The sequence below is a fragment of the Methylobacterium sp. C33D genome (genome assembly GCF_053345825.1).
This window is the reverse complement of the sequence record NZ_JBKFAV010000016.1, coordinates 46,240-65,482: the sequence shown is the minus strand read 5'-3', so window position 1 is coordinate 65,482 and position 19,243 is coordinate 46,240. Positions and strand designations below refer to the sequence as shown.

Annotated in this window: 20 protein-coding genes; 10 read left to right on the top strand and 10 right to left on the bottom strand. The window is 72.8% G+C overall.

Annotated elements, in window-relative coordinates; all coding sequences use genetic code 11:
* Positions 1 to 171 precede the first annotated feature (171 nt).
* Positions 172 to 354, bottom strand: a complete 183-nt coding sequence (locus ACLBXO_RS14720) for a YdcH family protein (protein WP_012318068.1) — start codon at positions 352 to 354, stop codon at positions 172 to 174.
* Between the two features lie 131 nt (positions 355 to 485).
* Between ACLBXO_RS14720 and ACLBXO_RS14715 the strand changes: the two genes are divergently transcribed.
* From ACLBXO_RS14715 to ACLBXO_RS14700, 4 genes are all read left to right on the top strand, one after another.
* Positions 486 to 746 carry a YdcH family protein gene (locus ACLBXO_RS14715; protein WP_081636461.1) on the top strand — a complete coding sequence of 87 codons (261 nt, stop codon included), beginning with the start codon at positions 486 to 488 and terminating at the stop codon, positions 744 to 746.
* A 78-nt stretch (positions 747 to 824) separates the two neighbouring features.
* On the top strand, positions 825 to 1,325 hold the full coding sequence (gene purE / locus ACLBXO_RS14710) for a 5-(carboxyamino)imidazole ribonucleotide mutase (RefSeq protein ID WP_447685791.1): 501 nt from the start codon (positions 825 to 827) through the stop codon (positions 1,323 to 1,325).
* Positions 1,322 to 2,434 carry a 5-(carboxyamino)imidazole ribonucleotide synthase gene (locus tag ACLBXO_RS14705; RefSeq protein WP_331314043.1) on the top strand — a complete coding sequence of 371 codons (1,113 nt, stop codon included), beginning with the start codon at positions 1,322 to 1,324 and terminating at the stop codon, positions 2,432 to 2,434. Before purE ends, ACLBXO_RS14705 begins: the two co-directional genes overlap by 4 nt.
* A gap of 333 nt (positions 2,435 to 2,767) precedes the next feature.
* Entirely contained in the window at positions 2,768 to 3,640 is an 873-nt protein-coding gene (locus ACLBXO_RS14700) for a tetratricopeptide repeat protein (RefSeq protein WP_331314041.1), read from the top strand.
* A gap of 106 nt (positions 3,641 to 3,746) precedes the next feature.
* Here ACLBXO_RS14700 and ACLBXO_RS14695 read toward each other — a convergent pair whose 3' ends face one another.
* The 4 genes from ACLBXO_RS14695 to ACLBXO_RS14680 form a co-directional block, all read right to left on the bottom strand.
* Complete coding sequence (locus ACLBXO_RS14695; RefSeq protein ID WP_331314039.1) at positions 3,747 to 4,901, bottom strand: acyl-CoA dehydrogenase family protein; 1,155 nt, start codon at positions 4,899 to 4,901, stop codon at positions 3,747 to 3,749.
* A gap of 134 nt (positions 4,902 to 5,035) precedes the next feature.
* Positions 5,036 to 6,232: an acyl-CoA dehydrogenase family protein gene (locus ACLBXO_RS14690; RefSeq protein WP_331314038.1), complete on the bottom strand. Its 1,197-nt coding sequence runs from the start codon at positions 6,230 to 6,232 to the stop codon at positions 5,036 to 5,038.
* Positions 6,233 to 6,236: 4 nt separating this feature from the next.
* Positions 6,237 to 7,424 carry an acetyl-CoA C-acyltransferase gene (locus ACLBXO_RS14685; RefSeq protein ID WP_447685790.1) on the bottom strand — a complete coding sequence of 396 codons (1,188 nt, stop codon included), beginning with the start codon at positions 7,422 to 7,424 and terminating at the stop codon, positions 6,237 to 6,239.
* Between the two features lie 14 nt (positions 7,425 to 7,438).
* Positions 7,439 to 9,508: a 3-hydroxyacyl-CoA dehydrogenase NAD-binding domain-containing protein gene (locus ACLBXO_RS14680; RefSeq protein ID WP_331314035.1), complete on the bottom strand. Its 2,070-nt coding sequence runs from the start codon at positions 9,506 to 9,508 to the stop codon at positions 7,439 to 7,441.
* A 339-nt stretch (positions 9,509 to 9,847) separates the two neighbouring features.
* Between ACLBXO_RS14680 and ACLBXO_RS14675 the strand changes: the two genes are divergently transcribed.
* From ACLBXO_RS14675 to ACLBXO_RS14660, 4 genes are read left to right on the top strand one after another with little or no spacing between them, the layout of a single operon-like run.
* On the top strand, positions 9,848 to 10,876 hold the full coding sequence (locus ACLBXO_RS14675) for an NAD(P)H-dependent flavin oxidoreductase (RefSeq protein ID WP_447685789.1): 1,029 nt from the start codon (positions 9,848 to 9,850) through the stop codon (positions 10,874 to 10,876).
* Entirely contained in the window at positions 10,873 to 11,610 is a 738-nt protein-coding gene (locus ACLBXO_RS14670) for an enoyl-CoA hydratase-related protein (RefSeq protein ID WP_447685788.1), read from the top strand. The genes ACLBXO_RS14675 and ACLBXO_RS14670 overlap by 4 nt, the downstream gene beginning before the upstream one ends.
* Positions 11,607 to 12,449, top strand: coding sequence for an IclR family transcriptional regulator (locus ACLBXO_RS14665; protein ID WP_331313478.1), 843 nt, complete (start codon positions 11,607 to 11,609; stop codon positions 12,447 to 12,449). Before ACLBXO_RS14670 ends, ACLBXO_RS14665 begins: the two co-directional genes overlap by 4 nt.
* A 12-nt stretch (positions 12,450 to 12,461) precedes the next feature.
* A complete protein-coding gene (locus ACLBXO_RS14660) occupies positions 12,462 to 13,658 on the top strand; it encodes a CaiB/BaiF CoA transferase family protein (protein WP_331313477.1) in 1,197 nt (398 codons plus the stop codon).
* A 31-nt stretch (positions 13,659 to 13,689) separates the two neighbouring features.
* On the opposite strand, the gene ACLBXO_RS14655 is transcribed toward ACLBXO_RS14660, so the two are convergent.
* Positions 13,690 to 14,067, bottom strand: coding sequence for a PH domain-containing protein (locus ACLBXO_RS14655; protein ID WP_331313476.1), 378 nt, complete (start codon positions 14,065 to 14,067; stop codon positions 13,690 to 13,692).
* Between the two features lie 75 nt (positions 14,068 to 14,142).
* Entirely contained in the window at positions 14,143 to 14,598 is a 456-nt protein-coding gene (locus ACLBXO_RS14650) for an Rrf2 family transcriptional regulator (RefSeq protein WP_331313475.1), read from the bottom strand.
* 88 nt (positions 14,599 to 14,686) lie between these two features.
* Between ACLBXO_RS14650 and ACLBXO_RS14645 the strand changes: the two genes are divergently transcribed.
* On the top strand, positions 14,687 to 15,466 hold the full coding sequence (locus tag ACLBXO_RS14645; RefSeq protein ID WP_447685787.1) for a class I SAM-dependent methyltransferase: 780 nt from the start codon (positions 14,687 to 14,689) through the stop codon (positions 15,464 to 15,466).
* Positions 15,467 to 15,497: 31 nt separating this feature from the next.
* Here the strand turns inward: ACLBXO_RS14645 and ACLBXO_RS14640 are convergent, their stop codons facing one another.
* Both ACLBXO_RS14640 and ACLBXO_RS14635 read right to left on the bottom strand, forming a co-directional pair.
* On the bottom strand, positions 15,498 to 16,526 hold the full coding sequence (locus ACLBXO_RS14640; protein WP_447685786.1) for an NAD-dependent epimerase/dehydratase family protein: 1,029 nt from the start codon (positions 16,524 to 16,526) through the stop codon (positions 15,498 to 15,500).
* Positions 16,527 to 16,552: 26 nt separating this feature from the next.
* Positions 16,553 to 17,797, bottom strand: a complete 1,245-nt coding sequence (locus tag ACLBXO_RS14635; RefSeq protein ID WP_447685785.1) for a complex I NDUFA9 subunit family protein — start codon at positions 17,795 to 17,797, stop codon at positions 16,553 to 16,555.
* Between the two features lie 270 nt (positions 17,798 to 18,067).
* Here ACLBXO_RS14635 and ACLBXO_RS14630 point away from each other — a divergent pair, with 270 nt between their 5' ends.
* Positions 18,068 to 18,250 (top strand): hypothetical protein, encoded by a 183-nt coding sequence (locus ACLBXO_RS14630; protein WP_331314030.1) that lies wholly within the window; start codon positions 18,068 to 18,070, stop codon positions 18,248 to 18,250.
* Positions 18,251 to 18,259: 9 nt separating this feature from the next.
* Here ACLBXO_RS14630 and ACLBXO_RS14625 read toward each other — a convergent pair whose 3' ends face one another.
* Entirely contained in the window at positions 18,260 to 19,201 is a 942-nt protein-coding gene (locus tag ACLBXO_RS14625; protein ID WP_447685784.1) for an MBL fold metallo-hydrolase, read from the bottom strand.
* Between the last annotated feature and the right edge of the window lie 42 nt (positions 19,202 to 19,243).

The window sequence follows — 19,243 nt, the reverse complement described above, 5'->3', positions numbered from 1 at the left end:
CCGCAGAGTAGCCCATTCTCGCGCGCGCGGGAGTGGCCAGGGACGAGCAAGCCCACGTCCGGGTCACGACGGCCGGGACCCGCGGGGGCGCCATAGCAAAACCGCCGCACCGGGGGCTCCCGGTGCGGCGGTCGTCGGCTCGAATTCGCTATCAGATGGACGTGTCAGGCGTCAGTGCAACGTGTCGTTGCCCGCCTGGAGCTTGTTGATCTCGTCCTTGAGGAGGAGTTTCCGTCGCTTCAGCTCGGCGATGTGGAGGTCATTCGCCGAAGGTCTGTGGATCGCTTCCTGAATCTCGCGCTCGAGGGCTTCGTGCTTACGGGCGAGCTGGTTCAGATGCGTCTGCAGCGACATGAGTCGAATCTCCTGTCATCGTTTCGACACAACGAGATTGGCACAGGATGCCGGACCTGTCGAAGCGTTTTCTGCTGCTAAGTCTGATGATTGCTTACCGCGCCGCCTTGTCCGGCGCCGGAGCGTGACGCATGCTCTCGGGCGACGAACGGTCTTCGGGTTCTCAGGTGACGATGGCGGACGAGGCGGGTGAGGGTGCGCAGTCGGACCTCCTGGGCGAGCTGGCGCGGCTGCGCGAGGAGCACCGGGATCTCGACAGCGCCATCGAGGCGCTGGAGCGCAGCGTCGCCGGGGACCAGCTCCAGATCCAGCGCCTGAAGAAGCGCAAGCTCACGCTGCGCGACCGCATCTACCACATCGAGGACGCGCTCACGCCGGACATCATCGCCTGATGCCGGTGGACGCCCTCGGGCCCCGCCTTGCCGCAGGCCCGCGCCGCCTGTAAGCGCCCTCTTTTGCCGGGATCAACGATGGCGTCGCCTCCTCCGGTCGCGATCATCATGGGCAGCCAGTCCGACTGGGCGACCATGCGGCATGCCGCCGAGACGCTCGACGCGCTCGGCGTGCCGTACGACGCGCGCATCGTGTCGGCCCACCGCACGCCGGACCGGCTCGTGGCCTTCGCCAAGGGCGCGGTCGCGGCCGGTCTCAGGGTCGTGATCGCGGGCGCGGGCGGCGCCGCGCACCTGCCCGGCATGGCGGCCGCGATGACCCGCCTGCCGGTGTTCGGCGTGCCGGTGGAGTCGAAGGCCCTGTCCGGCCAGGACAGCCTGCTGTCCATCGTCCAGATGCCGGCCGGCATCCCGGTGGGGACCCTGGCGATCGGCCGGGCCGGGGCCGTCAACGCGGCCCTGCTCGCCGCGGCGGTCCTGGCGCTGACCGACGCGGGTCTGGCGGAGCGCCTGGAGGCGTGGCGCGCGGCCCAGAGCGCCTCGGTGGCCGAACGGCCGGTGACGGAAGAGAACGCGTGACGGACAAGATCCTCGGCCCCGGCTCCACCCTCGGCATCGTCGGCGGGGGCCAGCTCGGGCGCATGATCGCGCTCGCGGCGGCCGATTACGGCCTCAAGGCGCATGTCTACGCGCCCGACGCGGACAGCCCCGCCTTCGACGTGGCCGCCCGGACCACCTGCGCGGCCTACGACGATGCCGCGGCGCTCGCGGATTTCGCCCGCAGCGTCGACGTCGTGACCTACGAGTTCGAGAACATCCCGCACGCCACCGCCGACGTCCTGGCCCGGCACGCCGCCCTGCACCCGAACGCGCACGCGCTCTCGACCACGCAGGACCGGCTCACCGAGAAGGAGTTCATCAACGGCCTGGGCATCCCGACGGCGCCGTTCCGGGCCGTGGACACGCCCGACGACCTCGACCGGGCGATCGAGGTGATCGGCCTGCCGGCCGTGCTCAAGACCCGCCGCTTCGGCTACGACGGCAAGGGGCAGCGCATGCTCCGCGAGCGGGCCGAGGGCGACCGCAACGCCCTGTTCGCCGAGTTCGGCGGCGCGCCGCTGATCCTGGAGGGCTTCGTGCCGTTCGAGCGCGAGGTCTCGGTCGTGGGGGCGCGCGGGCGCGACGGCAGCTTCGCGGCCTACGACCTCTGCGAGAACGAGCACCGCGACCACATCCTCGCGCTGACCCGGGTGCCGGCGCCGGGCGTGTCCGCCGAGACGGGCCGCGCCGCCGTCGAGATCGCCCGGCGGATCGCCGACGCCCTCGACTATGTCGGCGTGCTCGCCGTCGAGATGTTCCTCGTCCGCGAGGACGGGGCGGAGCGGCTCGTGGTCAACGAGATCGCGCCCCGGGTGCACAATTCCGGCCACTGGACCAGCGAGGGGGCGCTGACCTCGCAATTCGCCCAGCACGTCCGGGCCGTCTGCGGCTGGCCCCTCGGCGACCCGGCCCGGGTCGGCGGGCTCTCGGTGGAGATGCGCAACCTGATCGGCGCCCAGGCCGACGACTGGCACGCCCTGCTGGCCGAGCCCGGCGCCCACCTGCACCTCTACGGCAAGGGCGAGGCGCGCCCCGGCCGCAAGATGGGTCACGTCACCCGTCTCGGACCCGCCCCGACCGGTTCCTGAGGCTTCGAAGGCACACCGGCGCCGCCGCGTGACCGCCGGACGGCCGTCCGCGGCGCCGCGCGACGGTCGAGCCATACCTTCGCCACATCCCGCCGCTTCCACGGCACCGTGGTCGGTACCGAATGCTGTCGATCGATTCCGCCCGCACCGCCTCGGTCCCGTCGGGACCGGCGGGGGCCGGATCACGACGCGGCGCTTCTTAAGCCGGCCTTCACCGTGATGCGCGACGGTGCCCCGGATGCGGGTGTGCCCGGCGCAGGGCGCGGGCTCTTGGACTGTGAGGGGCGGGGCGGGCACGCGCGGAGCGGGCGACGCCTCGGGGAGAGTGGGGCGATGAACGTACGCAACCGGCTGGGACGGAAGACGGCACTGATCGGCGCGGCCTTGGTCTCGGCTGCCGGCCTCGCGGGCTGCGAGACCGTCGGCAGCGCGGCCGGCCCGCGGCAATACGCGGTCCTGGAGAAGGACACGACCGGCGCCACCAACGTCAACATCGCCTCCCTGACCGAGGTGGTGCAGCGCAATCCGAACGACGCGGCGGCCTACAACACCCGCGGCGCCGCCTACGCCCGCGCCGGCCAGTTCAACGACGCCATCGGCGACTTCACCAAGGCGATCCAGCTCGATCCGAACTCCGCCTCCGCCTACAACAACCGCGCCCTGGCGAACCGGCAGATCGGCCGCGACGGCCCGGCGCTGCAGGACTTCACCAAGGCGATCGGGATCGATCCGAATTACGGGCCGGCCTATATCGGCCGCGCCAATGTCGAGCGCGCGCAGGGCAACCTCGACCAGGCGCTGAACGACCTCAACGTCGCGATCCGCCTGAGCCCCGAATCCGCGCAGGCCTACCACGCCCGCGGCCTCGTGCGGCAGAAGCAGGGTCAGGACACCCAGGCGATCGCCGATTTCGACGCCGCCATCGACCGCGACCCGTTCGTGGCCGCGCCCTACGCGGCCCGCGGCCAGAGCCTGATCGCGACCAACCAGTACGCGAAGGCGATCGAAGACTACAACGCCGCGCTCAACGTGAACGCCAAGGACGCCACGTCCTGGGCCTATCGGGGCCTCGCCTACGAGAAGCAGGGCCAGCGCAAGGAGGCGATGGAGAACTACCAGCGCGCCTCGACGATCGACCCCAACAACACCGTCGCGCGGGCCGGTCTCGGCCGCGTGCAGGGCGGGGTCGGCTCGCTGTTCAACTGATCGCCCCGTCATCGCGAGCGGAGCGGCCCGGGGCAGCGCCACACTCGCGAGCGTGGCGCCGCTGGGTCGCGCCGCTCGCGGCGCCGGCGCGAGTGCCCGAGCCGACCTACGCCGCCAGCAGCCCGTTCTCGTCCTGCGTGATCCGGCGCAGGTGGTAGGCGGTGTCGCCGAGTAGGTACTCGATCATGGCGAGCCGCTTGAAATGGTGGGCGCCGATATACTCGAGCGTCATGCCGATGCCGCCGTGGAGCTGGACCGCCTCCTGGCCGACGTAGCGGCAGGCCTTGTTGATCTGCACCTTCACGGCCGACAGGGCCGCGGCCCGCGCCTTGGCATCCGGCGCGTCCACCATCATGGCGGCGTAGAGCGCCATCGAGCGGGCCTGCTCCAGCTGGATCAGCATGTCGACGGCCCGGTGCTGCAGCGCTTGGAACGAGCCGACGCTGACGCCGAACTGCTTGCGGGTCTTGAGGTATTCGACCGTGAGCTTATGGAGCGCATCCATGGAGCCGACCGCCTCGGCGGCGAGCGCCGCGATGCCGTGCTCCACCACCCGCTCCAGGAGCGGCAGGCCGCCCTCGGGATCGCCGAGCGCCGCGTCGGCCGGGAGCGTCACGTCCGAGAACGACACCTCGGCCGCCCGGCCGCCGTCCTGGGTCGGATAGGCTTCGATGGCGACGCCCGCGGCGTCGGTCGGGACCAGGAACAGGCCGATCCCGTGCGGATCGCGCCGCTCGCCCGAGACCCGGGCGGAGACCACCATCAGGCCGGCCGCGTCGGCGTTGGGCACGACGCTCTTGGCGCCGCTCAGCACGTAGCCGTCGCCGCTGCGCCGGGCCGCGGTGGCCACGTCGGCGAGGTCGTAGCGGGACTGGCGCTCGGTATGGGCGAGGGTCAGGCGCAGGTCGCCGGCGACGAGGCCCGGGACGAGGCGCTCCCGCTGCGCGGCGCTGCCGCCGAGCCGCAGGGCCGTCGAGCCGAGCACGAGGCTCGCGAGCAGGGGCTCGACCACGAGGTTGCGGCCCACCGCCTCCATGACCAGCATGGTCTCGACCGGGCCGCCGCCGAGGCCGCCCTCCTCCTCGGAGAAGGGCAGGCCGGCGACGCCGAGTTCGGCGAAGGCCGTCCAGCCCTCCTCGGGGAAGCCCAGCGGCGCCTTGAGCCGGGCCTGCCGGCTCTCCAGGGACGGGTAGAGGTCGGCGGCGAGCCGCTCGACCGAGTCGCGCAGGAGCGACTGGTCCTCGTTCAGGTCGAAATCCATGGTGTTTCCTCTGCCCCCTCTCCTCCCCCTTGCGGGGAGGAGCCGGAGGTGGGGGGGTGCAGAAGGCACCGTGGCGCTCGATCCTGAACCACCCCCACCCCTGACCCCTCCCCGCAAGGGGGAGGGGAAATCGCTCACAACCCCAGAATGCCCTTGGCGATGACGTTGTGCTGGATCTCGTTCGAGCCGCCGTAGATCGAAACCTTGCGGTTGTTGAAGTAGCTCGGCGCCGCCGCGTCGACCCAGTCGAAGCCGCCGGGCAGGTTGTTGGCCCCGGCCCCCCGCGCGGGCGCCGCGAGGGCGAAGGGCCCGGCGAGCTCCACCAGCAGCTCGGTCGCCGCCTGCTGGAGCTGGGAGCCGCGGATCTTGAGGAGCGAGGAGGCCGGATCCGGCTCCACCGAATCCGCCCTTCCCTGCTTGGCCGCCACCCGCATCTGGGTGATCTCCAGGGCCTTCAGCTCGACCTCCACCTCGGCGACGCGAGAGCGGAAGGCGGGATCGTCCCACATCGTCCCGGGCCCGGCCGGCATCTCGCGGGCGAGCCGCTTGATCCGGGCGATCCGCTCCTTGGTGAGGCCGATCCGGGCGATGCCGGTGCGCTCGTTGGCGAGCAGGAATTTGGCGTAGTCCCAGCCCTTGTTCTCCTCGCCGACGAGGTTCTCGACCGGCACGCGGACAGAATCGAAGAAAACCTCGTTGACCTCGTGCCGGCCCTCCAGGGTGAGGATCGGACGCACGGTGATCCCGGGCGTCTTCATGTCGATGAGCAGGAAGGAGATGCCGCGCTGCTTCTTGGCCTCGAAATCGGTGCGCACCAGGCAGAAGATCCAGTCGGCGTGCTGGCCGAGCGTGGTCCAGGTCTTCTGGCCGTCGACGACGTAGTGGTCGCCGTCGCGCACCGCCTTGGTCTTCAGCGACGCGAGGTCCGAGCCGGCGCCGGGCTCGGAGAAGCCCTGGCACCACCAATCGTCGAGATTGGCGGCGCGCGGCAGGAAGCGCGCCTTCTGGTCCTGCCGCCCGAAGGTCGCCAGCACCGGGCCGAACATGTAGCAGTTGAACTGCTGCGGCAGCGGCACCGCGGCCTGGAACAGCTCCTCGGTGTAGATGTAGCGCTGGATCGGGGTCCAGTCCCGGCCCCCCCATTCCTGCGGCCAGTGCGGCACCGCCCAGCCCTTGGCGTTGAGGATCCGCTGGCTGGTGACGTAATCCTCCTTCGAGAGGCTGCGCCCCTCCGAGACCTTCTTCCGGATCTCCGCCGGGATCTCTGTCCGGCAGAAGCTCCGGACCTCGTCGCGGAACGCGATTTCCTCGTCGGTGAAGCGCAGGTCCATCGGCTCAGCTCCGGGCGATCTCGAACAGGCCGGCGCAGCCCTGGCCGCCGGCGACGCACATGGTCACGACGGCGTAGCGGGCGCCGCGGCGGCGGCCCTCCAGCAGGGCGTGGCCCACGAGCCGCGCCCCCGACATGCCGAACGGGTGGCCGACCGCGATGGCGCCGCCGTTGACGTTGACTGTGGCCGGGTCGATCCCGAGCCGGTCGCGGCAGTAGACCGACTGGGACGCGAAGGCCTCGTTCAGCTCCCAGAGATCGATGTCGGCGACGCGCAGGCCCTGCCGCTCCAGGAGCCGCGGCACCGCGAAGACCGGGCCGATGCCCATCTCGTCCGGCCCGCAGCCCGCCGAGGCGAAGCCCCGGAAGGTGCCGAGCGGTTCGAGCCCCCGGCGCGCCGCCTCGTCGGCCGACATCAGCACGCTGGCCGAGGCCCCGTCCGAGAGCTGGCTGGCATTGCCCGCCGTGATGGAGGCCCCCTCCCCGCGCACGGGCTTGAGCTTGGCGAGGCCCTCCAGATTCGTGTCCGGCCGGTTGCCCTCGTCCTTGGCGAGCCGGGTCTCGACCTCCCGGGTCTCGCCGGTGGCCTTGTCGGTCACAGCCATGACGGCGGACATCGGGACGATCTCGTCGTCGAACAGGCCGCGCTCCTGCGCCGCTGCGGTCCGGCGCTGGCTCTCCAGCGCGAAAAGATCCTGCGCTTCCCGGGAGATGCCGTACCGCTCCGCCACGATGTCGGCGGTCTCGATCATCGGCATGTAGATCGCCGGCAGGTGCGCCTCCAGCCACGCATTGCGGGTCAGCTCCCGCTGGACCTTCGGCTGGACGAGGCTGATCGACTCGACGCCGCCCGCCACCGCCACCGGCACGCCGTCGAGCACGATCCGCCGCGCCGCGCTGGCGATCGCCTCCAGGCCCGAGGCGCAGAAGCGCGAGACGGTGACGCCGGCCGACTCGACCGGGATCCCCGCCACCAGGGCCGCGTGCCGGGCGACGTTGCCGCCCGTGGCGTTCTCCGGATAGCCGCAGCCGAGCACCACCTCCTCGACGGCCTCCGGCTCCAGCCGCGCCCGGTCCAGGGCGCCGCGGATCGCGTGGGCCGCGAGGTCGGCGCCGCGGGTGAGGTTCAGGGCCCCGCGATGGGCCTTGCCGATGGGGGTGCGGGCGGTCGCGACGATCACCGCGTCGGTCATGATCTCTCTCCCGCTCAGGCGTTCTTCAGGCCGGCGAAGCTGCCGCCCTCGGCGGCGAGACGCTTCAGCAGCGGCGCCGGCTCCTGGCTGTCGTCGCCGGTCTCGGCCGCGAAGCGCGACAGCGCCTCCGCGATCGTCTGCAGCCCGACCGTGTCGGCCCAGTGCATCGGGCCGCCGCGCCAGGCCGGCCAGTTGTAGCCGTTGATCCAGATCGTATCGATGTCGCCGGGCCGGGCCGCGATGCCCTCTTCCAGGATCCGCGCGCCCTCGTTGACCATCGGGTACATCAGCCGCGCGATGATCTCGTCCGGGGTGAAGCTGCGGCGGTTCACGCCGTGCTCGGCGGCGACCCGCGCGATCAGCGCCTCGACTTCGGGGTCGCGCGTGCCGGCGCGGGCACCGTCCGGGTAGAGGTAGAAGCCGCGGCCGGTCTTCTGGCCGAACCGGCCCTGCTCGGCGAGCGAGTCCGCCACCGGCGCCCGGCCGCCGAAATCCTTGCGCGAGCGCCAGCCGATATCGAGGCCCGCGAGGTCGCCCATGGCGAAGGGCCCCATCCGGAAGCCGAACCCGGTCACCGCCGCGTCGACCTCGTGGGGCAGCGCGCCCTCGAGCAGCAGGCGCTCGCCGGCCCGGCTGCGGCGCTCCAGCATACGGTTGCCCACGAAGCCGAAGCAGACGCCCACCGTCACCGGCAGCTTGTTGAGGCGCTTGCCGAGATCGAGGGCGGTGGCCAGCACGTCCGGCGCGGTTTTTTCCGCACGGACCACCTCCACGAGGCGCATGACGTTGGCCGGGCTGAAGAAGTGCAGGCCGAGCACGTCCTGCGGCCGGCCCGTCACCGCCGCGATGGCGTTCACGTCGAGGTAGGAGGTGTTGGTGGCCAGGATCGCGCCGGGCTTGGCGATCTGGTCGAGCCTCGAGAAGATCTCGCGCTTGACGCCCATATCCTCGAAGGCCGCCTCGACGACAATGTCGGCCTCCCGGGCGTTCTCCAGGCCGAGCGCCCCGGTGATCCGGCCGACCCGCTCCTCCCGCTGGGCCTCCGTGATCGAGCCGCGCTTGGCCGAGCCGGCATAGAGCCCCTTCACCCGGTCGAGGCCGCGCGCCAGGGCGCCCTCCTCCGTCTCGATCACCGTCACGGGGATGCCGGCATTGGCGAAGCACATCGCGATGCCGCCCCCCATCGTGCCGGCGCCGATCACGGCGGCCGTGCGGACGGGACGGCGGGGCGTGTCCTTGGGCAGGCCGGGCACCCGGCCGGCCTCGCGCTCGGCGAAGAAGGCGTAGCGCAGGGCCTTCGAGCGCGGATCCTCCACCAGGGTGCGGAACTCGGCCCGCTCCACCGCCACCGCGGCGTCGAAATCCTGCTCCAGGCCGGCGCGCACCGCCCGCGCCAGGGCGTGGACGTTGGTGGCGTCGGGATCGCGCTTCACCGCCTCGGCGGCCTGCGCCTCGAACCGGTCGCGCGCCTCTCGCGTGAGTCTGTCGGAACGGTCGCGCACCCGCGGCAGCGTCCCCGCATCGGCGAGTTCCAGGGCGCGCGTCCGGGCCGCCGCCACCAGGTCGCCGAGCACGACGGCGTCGACGATGCCGAGCGCCGCCGCCTTCTCGGCGGAGACCGGCTCGCCCGTGAGCATCATCGCGAAGGCGGCGTCGGGCCCGATCAGCCGCGGCAGGCGCTGCGTGCCCCCGGCGCCCGGGATGATCCCGAGCTTGATCTCCGGCAGCCCGATCCTGGCCGACGGGGCGGCGACGCGGCCGTGACAGGCCATCGCCAGTTCCAGGCCGCCGCCGAGCGCCGCGCCGCCGATCGCCGCCACCACCGGCTTCGGGCTGGCGTCGAGCCGGTCCAGGATGTCCGGCAGGCTCGGCGGCCGCTGCGGCTTGCCGAACTCGCCGATGTCGGCGCCGCCGACGAACACCTTGCCCTCGGCGGCCAGCACGACGGCACGGACCGAGGCGTCCGCCACGGCTCGCGTCAGGGCCTCGTCGAGGGCCGCCCGCAGCGCGGCGCCCAGCGCGTTGACCGGCGGGTTGGCGAGCGTGAGCACCGCCACCCCGCCATCGACCTCCTGACGAACCACCCGAAGCTCCCTGATGTTCTGCAATGCAGAATGAGTGTCCGCATTTCGGCGGGATGTTGGTCCGTGTGTTCCCCAGCGTCAAGGACAGGCGAGGTCCGTCGACAAAGTGGATCCAACTGTTCTGCAGTGCAGAAGATCGGTGCCGCGGCCGTTTGACCCGCGGCCCGGGCCCGTGGCATCACAACGGCCCTGGACGAGACTCGGTTGCGGACGCCGCCCGGCGCGCGACGGCCGGGCCGCCGGAGGCACGGGGAGGAGGATCGCGGTGCGCGGCAAGGATCGGGGCGAGCGGCCCGGGGGTGCCTGTCCGGCGCGGGTTCCGGCGGTGAGGAGCGGGCGGTGAGCGACGGTCCCGAGCGCGACCCGGGCGGGCGCCTGCCCGAGATCCTGCGCGGCCGGCTCGCCCTGCCGGTGATCTGCGCCCCGATGTTCATCGTCTCCGGCCCGGAGCTGGTCATCGCGCAGTGCCTGTCCGGCGTGGTCGGCTCCTTCCCCGCGCTGAATGCCCGACCGGCCGAGCTGCTCGACGAGTGGCTCGCGCGGATCACGCGGACGCTGGCGGAGGCCCGCGCGGCGGACCCGGCGCGGAAGGTCGCGCCGTTCGCGGTGAACCAGATCGTCCACGCGTCCAACGACCGGCTGGCGCAGGATGTCGAGGCCTGCGTCCGGCACCGAGTGCCGATCATCATCACCTCGCTGCGGGCGCCGGACGCGGTGATCCGCCCGGTCCACGCCTACGGCGGGGTGGTGTTCCACGACGTCACCACCGTCCGCCACGCCGAGAAGGCGCTGGAGGCCGGCGTCGACGGGCTGATCCTGGTCTGCGCCGGGGCGGGCGGTCACGCGGGGACGCTGAGCCCCTTCGCCCTCGTCGGGGAGATCCGGCGGTTCTACGACGGACCGCTGATCCTGTCGGGGGCGATCACCTCGGGCTCGGCGATCCTGGCGGCCCAGGCCATGGGCGCCGACCTCGCCTACATGGGCACCCGGTTCATCGCCACCCGGGAAGCGAACGCGGCCCCCGCCTACAAGGACATGATCGCCGGCAGCGCGGCGTCCGACATCCTCTACACCCCCTACTTCACCGGCGTGCCCGGCAACTACCTGACGCCGAGCATCCGCGCCGCGGGGCTCGATCCCGAAGCTCTGCCGGTGCGCGACAAGACCGCGATGAACTTCGGCAGCGGCAGCGTGAAGGCGTGGCGGGACGTCTGGGGCGCCGGCCAGGGCGTCGGCACCATCGCGGACGCGCCGGCGACCGCCGACCTCGTCGCCCGGCTCGCCCGGGAATACGCGGCGGCGCGGGCGCGGATCGCCGGCAGCTCCGCGGACGACGCCGCGGACCGCGACGGCGGGGCCGTTCCGTGAGCGTCCGCCTCGCCGATCCGGAGCCCGGGATCCGGCTCGTCACGATCGACCGGCCGGAGCGGCGCAACGCCCTCGACCGAGCGACCTACGCGGGCCTGACCGACGCGCTGGAGACGGCGCCCCGGGACGCGGAGGTGCGCGCCCTGGTCCTCACCGGCGCGGGCGGCTGCTTCACCGCCGGGAACGATCTCAAGGATTTCCAGGACGTCGAGACCGGCGGCGACAGTCCCGGCCTCACCTTCCTCAAGGCCCTGCGCGCCTGCCCGCTCCCGGTCGTGGCCGCCGTTGAGGGCCACGCGGTCGGCATCGGCACGACGCTGCTGCTCCACTGCGACCTCGCCTACGCGGGGGACGGGGCGCGGTTCCGCCTGCCCTTCACGGCCCTGGGCCTCAGCCCGGAGGGCGGGTCGAGCTACCTGCTGCCCCTGGTGGCGGGATCGAAGCGCGCCGCCGAGCTGCTGATGCTCGGCGAGCCCTTCACGGCCGCGGACGCCGCCGCGGCCGGCCTGATCAACGCCGCCGTCCCGGCCGGGACGGCCCTGGAGACCGCGCTGGCCAAGGCGCGCGCGCTCGCCGCCCTGCCCCAAGTCTCGATCGCCGCCACCAAGCAGGCGCTGCGGCGCGGCCACGACGACAGCGTCGCCCGCGCCCTCGACGCCGAGGCGGACGTGTTCCACGCCCTCCGCCGCGGTCCGGCGGCGCAGGCGGCCTTCGCGGCGTTCCTGCGCCGATGAGCGGGTCGGTGGAGGCGGACGGGAACCTGCGCGCCGGATCCGACGCCGCCGAGCCCGACGCCGGCGGGGCCGGTGCGAAGGAGGACCGGCACTTCGTCACGGCGCTGGCCCGGGGGCTGGCGGTGCTCGCCTGCTTCGGCCCGGGGCGCACGAGCCTCGCCAACCACGACATCGCGGAGGCCTGCGACCTGCCGCGCTCCACCGTGTCGCGTCTGACCTACACGCTGACCAAGCTCGGCTACCTGCAGCACATGCCCGAGCTCGGACGCTACCGCCTCGGCACCGCCACCATCGCGCTGAGCTCGGCCGCCCTGGGCGGTCTCGACATCCGCGCGATCGCCCGGCCGGTCCTGCGCGCGGTCGCGGAGGCGGCCAACGCCTCGGTGGGCCTCGGGGTGCGCGACCGCCTCAGCATGCGCTACGTCGATTGCCAGCGCGGCCCGGCGGCGATCTCGCTCAACCTCGACACCGGCTCGCGCATCTCGCTCGCCCGCAGCGCCATGGGCCGCGCCTACGTGGCGGTCTGTCCGGACCGCGAGCGCGCGGGCCTCTACGAGGACCTGAAGGCGCTGGATCCCGTGGCCTGGCCGGCGCTGCGCGCGGGCCTCGACCGGGCGGTGGAGGAGCACCGGGAACTCGGCTGCTGCACCTCGTTCGGCGAGTGGCAGGAGACGGTCTGCGCCATCGCGGTGGGGTTCCATCCCGGCGGCGGCCTGCCGCCCATGGCGGTCAATTGCGGTGCCCCCACCGTCATCACCGACGCGCGCTTCCTCCTGGAGGTGGCGCGTCCGAAACTGATCGACGCCGTGCGCAGTCTCGACGGCGTCATGGGAGCGTGAGGACCTTTCGCGATGGATGCCGTTGCCGACCTGCCGCTCGCCGGAATCCGCGTCCTCGATCTGTCCCGGGTCCTGGCCGGGCCCTGGTGCGCGCAGGTGCTGGGCGATCTCGGCGCGGACGTGATCAAGGTCGAGCACCCGGAGCGCGGCGACGACACCCGCGACTGGGGCGTGCCGACGAGCCCCGGCAACACCTCGTATTTCGACAGCGTGAACCGCAACAAGCGCTCGATCGGCGTCGACCTCGCCACGCCGGAGGGGCTGGCGATCGTGAAGGCACTGGCCCGCGACAGCGACGTGCTGGTCCAGAACTTCAAGACCGGCGGGGCCGACAAGCTCGGCCTCGGCTACGCGGCGCTGGCGGCGGAGAATCCCGGCCTGATCTACTGCTCGATCGCCGGCTACAGCTCCGACGGCTCGGAGGCCGGCCGGCCCGGCTACGACCTCGTGGTCCAGGGCGAGTCCGGCGTGATGGCGCTCAACGGCGAGGCCGGAGGGCCGCCCCTCAAGTTCGGGGTCGCGGCGGTCGACCTGTTCACCGGCCAGTTCGCCGCCCAGGCCGTGCTGGCCGCCCTGTACCAGCGGGAACGGACCGGGCGCGGCCGGACCGTCGATCTCGCCCTGTTCGATTGCGGCGTGGCGCTGACCTCCTACTACGGCCTGGAGGCGCTCGCCCGGGGGATCGATCCGCCCCGCTACGGCAACGCCCACCCGTCGATCGTGCCCTACGGGGTGTTCGAGGCGGGCGACGGCCCGGTGGTGATCACGGTCGGCAACAACGGGCAGTACCGCCGCTTCTGCGAGCAGGTGCTGGAGCGCCCGGACTGGGTCGCCGACCCGCGCTTCGCCACCAACCTCGACCGGTCGCGCAACCGCGCCGCCTTCATCCCCGTGCTGGAGGCCGAGCTCGCCACGTGGGAGCGCGCGCCGCTGATCGCCCGGCTGCGGGCCGCGGGCATCCCCTGTGGCGAGGTGATGGGCCTGCGCGAGGCGCTCACCTGCGACCGGGCCCAGGAGGCCGGGCTGGTGGTCGCGGCGCCCGAGAACGCCCACGTCATCGCGCCGCCCTACCGGCTCGACGGGCGCCGGCTGCCGGTGCGGCGCATGCCGCCGGGCCTCGGAGATTCGAGCGCCGAGATCCTGGCCGAGCAGCTGGAGTATCCGCAGGACGCGCGCGACGCGCTGCGGGCCAAGGGCGTGGTCCGCTAGGCGGCCGTCGCCGGCCCTCGCGTGCCGCGGGCTAGCGCAGCACGCCCTCGGCGAGGGCCCGCTGGATGCCCCGGACATCCGCGCCCTTCTTCAAGGTCCGCTGGATCGGCTCCGCCGCGCCCGACACCCAGATCTTCAGCTCGGCGTCGAGGTCGAACGTGCCGGCGGTCTCGACCGAGAAGCGCACGATCGCGCGGTAGGGCACCGACAGGAACTCGACCTTGCTGCCGGTCACGCCCTGGACGTCGATCAGGATGACGCGGCGCTCGGTGAACACGAACACGTCGCGGATGATCCTGAAGGCGAGCCGCGCCGTCTCGCCCTCGATCAGGATGCCGTCGAGCCGGCGCTCCAGGGAGGCCGCGTCGACCGCCGAGCCGTGTCCGAGCAATCCGTCCAGAAGGCCCATGGCCGATCATCCCGTAGCGGGTCCGCGTCGATGCCGAGGATGGCGCCTGAGCGCCGGCGCGGCAACCGCCCGACGTCAGGCGCAGGTCGAGGCGTCCGACGGGCCCTCGGGCCGGCACCGGGCGTCGAAGCCTCGCGCGAGTTCGGCGAGGCTGACGGAACCGAGCCGCGCGATCAGGAGGGCCTCGGCCTCGCGCAGCGTGTCCTCGACCGCCGCGTTGACGACCTGCTCGACGGCGCAGGCCGGGTTCGCGCGATCGCTGCCGATCGCGAAGATGCGGGGACCGCCGACCGCGCGGTGGACGTCGAGCAGCGAGACCGCGTTCAGGTCCGCCGCGATGGTCCATCCGCCGCCGTGGCCCTTCTCCGATGTCACGTAGCCCGCGTTCCTGAGCCCGGCCATCGTCCGGCGGACGACCACGGGGTTCGTCCCGAGCATCCGCCCGATCGCCTCGGACGTCATCGGTCCGTCGTGGCGGGCCATGTGAAGCAGCACATGGAGCGTTCGGGAGAGGCGGCTGTCGGTGCGCACCCGTCGATCCATCACACCGGGCTCGGGCTTGGCAACCGCGCCGCATCACGATACTTATCAAGTTACGTGATTGACCGGAGTCGAAGCGGTGCGCGAGTTCGAGAACCCCGATCGGTGGGACAAGGTCGCCGAGCACTACGCGACGACCGCCCACCCGTTCACGGCGCGCTTCGCCGCGGCGGCGCTCGCGCGGGTGCCGCTGACCGGGCGCAGCCGCGTCCTCGACGTCGCGGCCGGCACCGGTGCCCTCGCGCTGGCCGCGGCGCGGACGGGGGCGCAGGTCCTCGCGGTCGACTTCGCGCCCGGCATGGTCGCGCACATCGCCGGGGCGGGCCTGCCCAACGTCGCCGCGCGGGTCATGGACGGTCAGGCCCTCGCCCTGCCCGACGCCGGCTTCGACGCGGTGTTCTCGATCTTCGGGGTGATCATGTTCCCCGACTGGCGGAAGGGGCTCGCCGAGATGGCGCGCGTGACGCGGCCCGGGGGACGGGGCGTCGTCGCGACGTGGCAGGACCAGGGCGCGGCGACGTTCCTGCTGCTCGGCGAGATCCGCCGCCGGCTGTTCCCCGAGCGCAAGAGCCGGGCGATGCCCGAAGGGGTGCGGGCGCTCGGCGATCCGGCCGGGTTCACCCGGGAGATGGTCGCGGCCGGGTACGGAGCCCCGCGGATCGACCGGGTGACCTTCGACTACGGGCTCGACGGCGCCCTGCTCGACGACCCCGACACGGTGTTCGGCCTGTCGCCGGACTGGGTCGACCTGAGCGCGGACGATCGGGCCGCGGTGATCGCGGAGGCGCGGCGCATGGCGGCCGGACGCCCCGTCCTGCCGATCCCCTCCACCGCCCTGATCGCCGTCGCCGAACGGTGAGCCCCGCTCGGGCGCGAGACCCGGCGGCGCGTCAGCCGGTCGCGGCCGTGCCCGCCAGGCGCGCCCGCGCGTCGTCCAGAACCCGGGTCAGGGCCGCGTCCCACGAGACCTGCGGCCGCCACCCGGTGGCGGCGTGGAGGCGGCCGGCATCGCCCGCGGCCAGGGGGATCTCGGTCGGCCGCACCCGCTCCGGGGCGACGCGGATCTCGAACGGCATCCGGGCCCGGGCGCGCAGGTCCTCGAGAACGCTGGCGATCGTCCGCGGCTGGCCCGAGCTGATGTTGAACACGCTCCCGTCCGCCAGGGAGTCCGCCCGGCCGATCAGGTCGGCGTAGGCGTTCGCCACGTCGGCGACGTCGAGGAAGTCGCGGTAGGAGGAGAGGTTGCCGACCTCCAGGCAGGGCGGCACGAGGCCGGCCTCGATCCGGGCGATCTGGCCCGCGAAGGAGGCCACGACGAAGCGCTCGTCCTGGCCGGGGCCGATATGGTTGAACGGCCGGAGCACGACGAGCTTCACGCCGATGCGGGGCAGCAGGTCGCGGAGCAGCTGCTCGCCGACCCATTTCGAGCGCGCGTAGGTGTTGCGCGGCAGGGGCTCGACCGCCTCGCTGAGGGCGTGGCCGGCCAGGAAGGCGCTGCCGTAGACCTCGCCGGAGCTGACGAAGAAGAAGGTGCAGCCCGGCACCGCCTCGACCGCGGCCACGAGGTTCATGAGGCCGTTGACGTTGACCCGCCACGTCTGGCCCGGGCCGCTCGCGGAATCCGCCACCGAGGCGAGACCCGCCAGGTGGAGGATCGCGGTCGGCCGGAACCGCGCCACGAAGCCGCCGAGCGCGGCCTCGTCGAGGAGGTCGATCGCCGCGTAGGTGACGCCCTCCGGCAGGCGCGGCGACCGCCCCCGCCCGATCCCGGCCACGCGATCGGCCGCCCGCACCGACGAGTCCGCCGTCGCCCCCGCCAAGAGCGGCAGGACGTGGCCGCCCACGAAGCCGGCCGCCCCGGTGACGAGGATGCGCCGCGCGGCCGGGCCGCCGGATCCGTGGGGCGAGCGCGCGCTCACGGCGCGACCCGGGCGCGGGCCGTCACCTAGCCCGGGTTCCGGGTTCCCCAGCGCACGCCCATGCCGCCCTGCCCGGCCCCCGGCGAGCTGCCGGCATCGGCGCCGATCGCCGGACCGGAGGCGGTCTTCGGCCGGTGCTGCGAGCCGGCTGCCAGGGGCTCCGACGCCAGCGTGTCGGGCACTTCGGACAGGTACTCCGCGTCCCGGTCGGTGGCGAACTGACCCGCCTTGCGGAAGGTCCAGAGATAGCCCGGCACCACCGCCTCGGCGGCGGTCGGCGTGATCCCGATCCCCTCGAAGGTGCGGCCCTCGGCCTTGGCGGCCTCCGAGACGACGTTGTCGTTCTGGAGCAGGGTGACCTGATCGCGGGTCAGCTTCAGCGAATCCGGGAGAAGGCCGAAGGTCAGGGTGTCGGCGATCTCCAGCATGCGGGCCTGGAGCTTGGCCGCCGGCACGGGCAGGTCCACGACCACCCGCTTCCGCCGGATCGTCTTCAGCATGTAGCGCACGAAGTGCTCCAGCGTGCCCACCTCCGGGCCGCCGAGCTCGTAGACCTTGCCGGGCGCCAGGGTGCCGTCGACCGCGCGGGCGATCGCCTCGGCGACGTCGCCCACGAAGGCTGGCTGGAAGCGCGACTGGCCGCCGGCCAGCGGCAGGACCGGGAGCGCCCGGGCGAGGCCGGCGAAGCGGTTGAAGAAGCTGTCGCCAGGCCCGAAGATCAGCGAGGGCCGGAATACCACCGCGTCCGGGCAGGCGGCGAAGACCCGCGCCTCGCCCTCCGCCTTGGTGCGCGCGTACAGCGACGGCGAGGTCGGATCGGCGCCGATCGCCGAGACCTGGATCATCCGGGCGCCCTGGCGGGCCGCGGCGCGGGCGATCGCCTCGGCCCCGTCGACCTGCAGCCGCGCGAAGCTCTGGGAGCCGGTCTCCTGCAGGATGCCGACGAGGTTGATCAGCACGTCCGACCGCTCGGCGGCCCGGGCCACCGAGTCCGGATAGCGCAGGTTCGCCTGGACGGCGACGATCTGGTTGACCTTCCCGAGCGGCTGCAGGAACAGCGCGAGGTCCGGCCGCCGCACCGCGACGCGGATCCGGTAGCCGCGCTTGGCCAGCGCCCGGACCACGTGCCGGCCCAGGAAGCCGGAGCCGCCGTAGATCGTCACGAGCTGGTCCTGCGGGCGCACGGGGCCCGGCGCGGCGACGGGGGCGGAACGCGTCTGCGGGCTGGTGTGCGCCGTCGCGGACGCCGTCGTGTTGTCTTGGCCGCTCATCGCCGTGGTCTCGAGCTCCTCGCGCGCCCCGGGGCGCCGTCAGGCGGCCTACTTAGCCTAACTTCGGCGCGATGGGAGCCGCCGAATGCGCCGCCGGGCCATTCCGGTGAACAGCGGGGCGCGGATGATCGCGTCCGACGGCCCGAGTGCCGTCCGGCGGGGGCCGGTCACAACGCTGGAACGGGAGCGGCCGCCGTGCATTCTTCCCCACCACACGGCCGTGCCGAATCGCGCGGGTGGGACGCGCCGGGGATTTCGATGATTGTAGGGATGCTCGTTTCCGCGGCGATCGCGGTGTTCGGTCTGTTGGTGGCGCTCGGGTATGTCGGCCACCCGATCGACGCGCAGCTCGTCAGCAACTACGGCTGGAGCATCCTGATCATCGGCGTCGCGCTGTTCGTGCTGTTCACCTGGGCGCGGTACGGCCGGACCCGCAGGCGGCACTCCGCCTGAGCCCGCACCTCAGGCGACCTTGATCCGGCGGCGCATCTCCCGCGCCACGGCCGGACGTCCGCTCTGCCGGCCGCTCACAGCCCGCGGGGCGCCGACGATCAGGCTCTGCCGTTCGCGCGCGATGAACGCCGTCGGCATCTCGGCCTGGAGGTCGGCCTCCATGTCGCGCAGCGCCGTGTCGGAATGGGCCGGATGCAGGTGGATGATCCCGAGCGCCTTGACGCCCGCGTTCCGCGCGAGCTCCACGCCCTTCTGCCAGGTCGAGTGCCCCCAGCCCCGGCAGGTCGGGTACTCTCCGTCGGTGAACATGCCGTCGTAGATCATCAGGTCGGCGTCGGCCACGAAGGCGGCGAGCTCGGGATCCGGCCACGGGTCGCTGTGCTCGATGTCGCTGATCAGGCACAGGCGTCGGCCGCCGTGCTCGAACCGGTAGCCGACCGAGCCCTGCGGGTGGTTCAGCAGGATCGTGGCGACCCGCGTGCCGTCCGGGAAGGCCAGGGTCTGACCCGCCTCGAAGCCGTGATGGTTAAAGGTGCAGCACAGCTTGTCGAGCGTAACCGGGAAGAGCGGCGGCGCGAACAGCCGGTCGAGCGTCGGGCCGGCCGATTCGCCGCCGAGGTTGCCGCAGTAGGTGTTGATCACCCGGTCGGGATCGAGGACCGCCGGCTTGAAGAAGGGCAGACCCGCGGTGTGGTCGAGATGCAGGTGGCTGAACAGCAGGTCGACTTCCTGGGGCAGATCGGTCCGGTGACCCTGACCGAGGTTGTAGATGCCGGAGCCCGCGTCGACGATGAACATGCGCTGGCCGCATCGCACCTCGATGCAGGGCGTGCTGCCGCCGAACTCGGCGTATTGCGGACCGCTGACGGGCGTCGAGCCGCGGACGCCCCAGAAGCGGAGTGCGAGGTCCTGGTCGGCCGCCAGGATGGTCGGCTCGGAACTGTTCGACATGGCGATCACGAATCCGCGGACAGTCGGTCCCGATCACTTATG